General features: G+C 56.3%; 6 protein-coding genes. 2 read left to right on the top strand and 4 right to left on the bottom strand.

Annotated features, from left to right (window positions below; translation table 11 throughout):
* The 4 genes from ACFDSS_RS13090 to ACFDSS_RS13075 form a co-directional block, all read right to left on the bottom strand.
* On the bottom strand, positions 1-591 hold a 591-nt coding region (locus ACFDSS_RS13090), incomplete at its 3' end, for a flagellin (protein ID WP_375256175.1).
* 1 nt (position 592) lies between these two features.
* On the bottom strand, positions 593-2041 hold the full coding sequence (flgK, locus tag ACFDSS_RS13085; RefSeq protein ID WP_375256174.1) for a flagellar hook-associated protein FlgK: 1449 nt from the start codon (positions 2039-2041) through the stop codon (positions 593-595).
* A 24-nt stretch (positions 2042-2065) separates the two neighbouring features.
* Positions 2066-3400 carry a flagellar hook protein FlgE gene (locus ACFDSS_RS13080; protein ID WP_375256173.1) on the bottom strand — a complete coding sequence of 445 codons (1335 nt, stop codon included), beginning with the start codon at positions 3398-3400 and terminating at the stop codon, positions 2066-2068.
* An 89-nt stretch (positions 3401-3489) separates the two neighbouring features.
* Positions 3490-4326: a flagellar motor protein MotB gene (locus ACFDSS_RS13075; protein ID WP_375256172.1), complete on the bottom strand. Its 837-nt coding sequence runs from the start codon at positions 4324-4326 to the stop codon at positions 3490-3492.
* Positions 4327-4495: 169 nt separating this feature from the next.
* Between ACFDSS_RS13075 and chlG the strand changes: the two genes are divergently transcribed.
* Both chlG and ACFDSS_RS13065 read left to right on the top strand, forming a co-directional pair.
* Positions 4496-5410: a chlorophyll synthase ChlG gene (gene chlG / locus ACFDSS_RS13070; protein ID WP_375256171.1), complete on the top strand. Its 915-nt coding sequence runs from the start codon at positions 4496-4498 to the stop codon at positions 5408-5410.
* A 1-nt stretch (position 5411) separates the two neighbouring features.
* A partial coding sequence (locus ACFDSS_RS13065) for a PucC family protein (protein WP_375256170.1) occupies positions 5412-6123 on the top strand: 712 nt, incomplete at its 3' end.

Raw genomic sequence — 6123 nt, 5'->3', positions numbered from 1 at the left:
ATCGGGGCCCGTATCACCGAGGTAGCCCATGGTCACGAAACCGCCACCTGCCGCATCAAACCAATCGTCGACCGTTGTGATAATTGTCGCGGCATCGGTGGCGCCGCCAATAGCAGTTGCAATCGCGTTCATCATATCACCCGCGGATGCCAAAGGGGCCGCATCGACACGTGCCCCGCCAAGAAGCGCGCGATCGCCAATTTGGGTGTTGAGCGTACGCACCATCTCGTCAAATGTACTTCGAGAGGACTGAGCTGCCTCCTGGACCTGCGCACTGGTGCTGGCTTCGTTCACCCGTAAAAGCCGTTCAGATGTAGTGTTCCGCAGGCTATCCAGCCGCGAAAGAACGGTCTGCGTGTCACTCAGAAGCTGGGCCGTTTCACGCGCTGCCGTTTGATAGGCGTCAAGTTGTTGTAGACTATAAGACAGGCCAGAAAAACGTTCCGTACCGCCGCCAAGCTCGGCAGTCAGATCGTCCACTTTGCCGCTGGAAAGACTTTGAGAAAGGCGACCCAGTTCAGACTTTATCATTCCACCATTGCGCAATGACGTGAATTGCTGCACCATATCGCCGATTGAAATTCCTGACATCCTAGATCTCCAACAATCGTTGCATGAGAAAATCGACTGTTTCAATCACGCGGGCATTTGCGGCGTATGCTTGCTCAATCTGCAGTAGTGTCTGCAATTCGCGATCCGTATCGACCCCATCCGAAAGCTCTGCTTCTCGGAGAGTTTCCCATCGTGCCATTGTGAAACCCAATTCGCTTTCGGCCCGCAAGCGTGTGCCCGCTATCTGCTCTGTCAGCAACGCGGCACGCTTATCGGCCGATTGCAAATCCGAACCCGGCACATCACCGCGCGCATCACTCAGCGCTGAAATCCATCGGTTGATCTGCGCAGGATCACCGGCAAGACCGGACCCGGCGGCACCCATTCCGTCCCGGAGCATTTCCGGCGCTCCACCGGCCAACGGATCTATTGAAGGGTTCAGACCGATCCGACCAGCCAGACCCGACAGATCCGTCAAATCCAAGACACCACCTTGGTCTGTCAGCAAGCCTAGGTCACCGACGGCAAGCGAGGGATCATTTGCCGGGTCTTGAAACCGCGCAATCAGGTCGGCAGCAAAGATGTCAAGGCTGGCCTGAACCTCTGTCAGCGTACGATCACGCATCGCGAATGATGCACCAATCGCGCCTCCGTCTAACCGCCCAATTCCGGAACCGGGATCCACCGGAGCGCCGTCGATCGACAAACCGCCCAATGCACCGGATGCATATGTCATGTCAGCAGTAATCGTGGGGGTGCGCTGAAAGGAAATCACCGCAGCCTGACTATCGAGCAACGTCGCGCCATTGGTTGTCAAAAGCCCTATGGATCCGTCTTGTTGCAGCACCTCACGGATTGGAATCAGTCCGGCAATCTTGTCAATCGTCCGCTGCCTTGCGTCCAGCAACGCTGACGGATCATTGCCCCCGCCTGTGATCCGCAGAATATCTTCGTTCAGCGCATCCACTTGCTCCAAGGCCAGATTGAGCCTGTCCACATCGCGCGCAATAGCTGCGTCTGCTTCTTGACGAAGAGACTGGACGGTCGTTGTATTGGCACGCAGCGTTGCAGCGACATCATCAAGCCGCGATACCGCTGTCGCAAGTCGCATTTCCGACGCGGGATCGCTGCTTGCTTTGATGAGGGCACTTTCAAATTCGCCAAGTCTTGCGATCAGACTTTGCGCATCATCTGGACCGCCCAACGACTGTTGCAGCCGCACCAACATGTCGGCATTGCGTTCCTGTCCGGCAAGTGATGCATCCGCCAGCCGCCGGTCGGCGACAAGTCCCGCATCGACAAAACGGTTGATTGCGTCAATTTGAACCCCACCACCAACATCACCAACCTGAACTGATGAAAGCTCAACACTGCGTCTGGCGTAGCCATCGGTCAAAGCGTTGGACAGGTTCGATGACACGACCTCTGCCATCCGTGCATTGGCGGTCAAACCCGACAGGGCATTATTCAATGCGCCGGAAATTCCCATCGTCGCTTACTCCTTCATTGCCGCTTACCGTTTAATGTTGGTGGTTTCCTGCAGCATTTCATCCACTGTCTGGATTACCTTTGCATTTGATGAATAGGCCCGTTGCGTTTGGATCAGCTCGGTCAATTCGCCGGCCACATCGGTCGCAGATTCTTCGCGTGCGAATCCGACGATGTCACCGGTTGGTCCATCGCCTGCGTCCCAGAGAAAGAACGAACCACTATCAGGTGTGACGCGGTAGGATTGCTGATCCAACGTTTCCAATCCGTTGACATTTGGCACATCAACAAGTGGAATTTGATACAGGATCCGGTTAATACCGATATCGAAAGATGCCCGAACAAAGCCGTTTTGATCGACCTCGATTGAGGTCAGACTGCCCACGGGTGTCCCATTCTTGGAAATCGAAACAGGCGCGAAGGCATCTGACAACTGGGTTAATCCTATTGAGCTTCCCAATTCGCCTATATTGATCTCCATCGGACCACCATCGACGGCAATGATCAGCGCCCCGGTCAATGGATCGTAGGCACCGCCGACAGGTGCGGCAGGATCAGCGAAACCAACGGCTGCAAGCGTTCCTCCTCCGCCGCGTGTTGCGTCAAAAGTGAGTGTATATTCACCAACCAGATCAGGGACGCCGTCAGCATTTATGTCGGTTTCACTGTCACGAATCTGCATCGTCCACTCATTCGATGCGCCATTGGCAGGCACCCTGGGCGTAAAGGTAAAGCTCAGATTGGAGGACGCGCCGAGATTGTCAAAATATTCGACCGAAAGCGTTTCCGTCTGGCCGGCGGACCCTTCTCTGGTAGAGGTCGCAGGCAAATTAACAGATAAATCAACCCGCGTTGTCGCTTCGCCCGCAAATTGGTTGGCATTGATTTGCACCGGAACCAATCCATCAATCGAATCCCGTGGATAATTTGCCACTGTCCCATCAGTGGCCGCAGGCACACCCATTAGAACCAAACCGCCAGATGTCCGCAGATACCCTTGCGCATCTGGGCGAAACGACCCCGTCGTCGTCAAGAACAACGGATTGTCACCGTTCCCCACCGCGACAGAGGCTTCAGAGGTCACCGGCAACATCCCCCGCCCACGAACCGCCAGATCCGTCGCATTGGACGTCGTCACCAGCGCACCACGTTCATCAATCAAGCGTGTGGCCGTTGTGCGCACGCCACCCGCAGAATACGTTCCCCGACCGCTTTCAATAACCATTGACTGAAATTCAGTGGCAGCCCTTTTATACCCATACGTTGCGGAATTCGAAATATTGTCCGAAATCGTCGCCAAACGGGAGGCGTTGGCCGCCAATCCCGCAACGCTCGCATTCAGGGAGGATGAAATCGTCATGAACTATGCCTTTCTGCTTCGAAAATCCTCCCACCTGCCTAAGGCCCCAGTCTTAACGCACCCCTAATACATAAAATCTGAATTGTTTCTCAGATATCCGACCGCAAAAGAATGATCTCAAGTCGATTGTTGCGCGGGGCAGTTGCGTCTCTTACCGCAGGTTCACGGTCGCCAGCACCGGTCAGGCGCGTGATGCGGCGCGGGTCGAGGCCACCCGCCTCCAACATCAACCGCATTTGTTCCGCCCGTCCCGTCGAAATGTCCCATATGGGATAATTGACATGCAGAACTGACTTTGCTCTCAGATGCCCCTCAATCGCGACGGGATTTCTCACCGCTTGAAACAGACGGGCCATAACAGCTGCCAATTCAGCGGTCACCGGGTTTGGAAGTGTCGTCTCGCCATCGAAAAGCGTGACCTCAGGAAGATCGTAGAGCTCGATCACGAGCCCCTCATCCGTCAGGCGGGTAATGATGTGCCGCAGCGCCTGATCCGACACCATGCTTTCGCCGCCCTGACCCATCAAGACAGCTTCGATGTCGCGCAAGGCTGCAACTTGCGCAGCCTCCGCAGCATCACGCGCCTCGTCTTCGTCGGAGCGCACCGGGTTCATCCCGACCGTCGGCTGACTGATGCCATTACCACTTTGGGCGAGGGTCTGTTCGGTGAATATATTGTCACCGCCAAAGGCGCCTGATCCACCACCGGAAATGCGGTTGATTGGTATCGTCGGCGAGAAGTAATCAGCAATGCCCTTTCGCTGCTGTTCGGTTGTGGCATTCAACAGCCACATCAACATGAAAAAGGCCATCATCGCGGTCACAAAATCCGCATAGGCGACTTTCCATGCGCCACCATGATGCCCGCCAGCAACGATGACCTTCTTGCGTTTGATGATGGTTGGTGCGTTCGGTTTCGCCGCCATAATCGTCACTCCTTGTTGACCCGATCAAGGGCTTACAAAGGCAGGCGTAAATTCCCTCTTAACGCGAAAATTCGAGAAAAATCATTCGTTTGCTTGGCGCGTCAAGATAGCACAGTGTCAATCTGCATTTACACTTGCCCAGTGATTTATGTCAATTTAGACTGACAACATGAGTGTCACGTCTGATTTACAGTTGCAGAACCACGGTCGCCGCTGGCCAGAGCCGCGCGCGACCTTGCGACTGATTAAGCCTGTGACATGGTTTCCGCCGATGTGGGCCTATATTTCCGGCGTGGTATCATCGGGCGTAAACCCCTCTGATAATTGGTTTTTGGTGGCCCTGGGGGTGATCCTCGCGGGGCCTGTCGTCTGTGGCATGTCACAGGCCGCAAACGACTGGTGTGATCGGCACGTCGACGCCATCAATGAGCCGGAAAGACCGATTCCGTCGGGGCGCATTCCGGGCCGTTGGGGGCTTTATATTGCATTGGCGATGACGGTCCTTGGGGTAATCGCCGGATACCAGCTTGGTCCTTGGGGATTTGGTGCGACACTTTTGGCCATCACGGCCGCATGGGCTTATTCGGCTGAACCAGTGCGCGCCAAGAAGTCCGGCATCTGGGGGCCCGGGCTTTGCGGCCTCGCGTATGAAACACTGCCGTGGATTACAGGTGCCGCTGTTGTGTCCGCAGGCGCACCAGGCGCAGAAGTGATCCTGATCGCTGTGCTCTACGGCCTGGGCGCGCATGGGATCATGACATTGAACGATTTCAAGGCGATCGCGGGTGACCGCGCGATGGGGCTGCGTTCGCTGCCTGTGATGCTCGGACCGGAGCGCGCGGCAAAGGTCGCCTGTGTCGTGATGGCGGTGCCGCAAGTTGCCGTTATTGGGCTGCTGGCCTTCTGGGACAAACCACTTCATGCGCTTGGTGTGGCGGCAATGCTTGCCGTGCAGCTTGGCGCGATGCGCGTGCTGCTGCGCGATCCTGAAGGTAAGACGCCATGGTATCAAGGCATGGGGATCCTGTTCTACATCAGTGGCATGATGATCACAGCCATCGCGCTGCGCACGGTCGGAGGATGATGTGACACTATCGTGGTTCCAGATCGTCCGGCTTGGCTTGGTGCAAATGGCATTGGGGGCTATCGTGGTCCTGACAACGTCAACCTTGAACAGATTGATGGTGGTCGAACTATCGCTGCCCGCCATTCTGCCGGGTCTCTTGGTTGGCCTGCATTACGGTATCCAGCTCACGCGGCCGCATTGGGGGTTTTATTCCGATACCGGCGGCCACCGGACACGCTGGATCATCGGCGGCATGATCGCGTTGGCCGCTGGCGCATTCATCGCAGCATCTGCATTGCCGATCTTCCCGCAATCCTTTGTGATGGGTGTGGCGATTTCCATCCTAGCCTACACGCTTATCGGACTTGGGGTCGGAGCCTCCGGCACGTCACTGCTGGCGCTCTTGGCAACGACAACGGCACCGCATCGGCGCGCGGCGGCCGCGACAATCACATGGTTGATGATGATCTTCGGGATCGCCATGACGGCCGGCACAATCGGGCAGTTCATCGACCCGTATTCGCCGACGTTGCTCATCAAAATCGTGGGCTTCGTCGTGAGCATCGCAGTGCTTGTCACCTGCATTGCCGTTTGGCGGATCGAGCGGAACCTGATCGCAATCCGCGAACCCGACCCGACCCCTTTTCGCGAAGGGCTGGCAGAAGTCTGGCGCGAACGCAAAGCACGGAACTTCACGATCTTCATCTTCCTCACCATGACCGCGTATTTCA

Source organism: Yoonia sp. (assembly GCF_042093035.1).
Classification (GTDB): Bacteria; Pseudomonadota; Alphaproteobacteria; order Rhodobacterales; family Rhodobacteraceae; genus Yoonia.
Note: the sequence above shows the minus strand (reverse complement) of the source record. Positions and strands in the feature narration are given on the sequence as shown.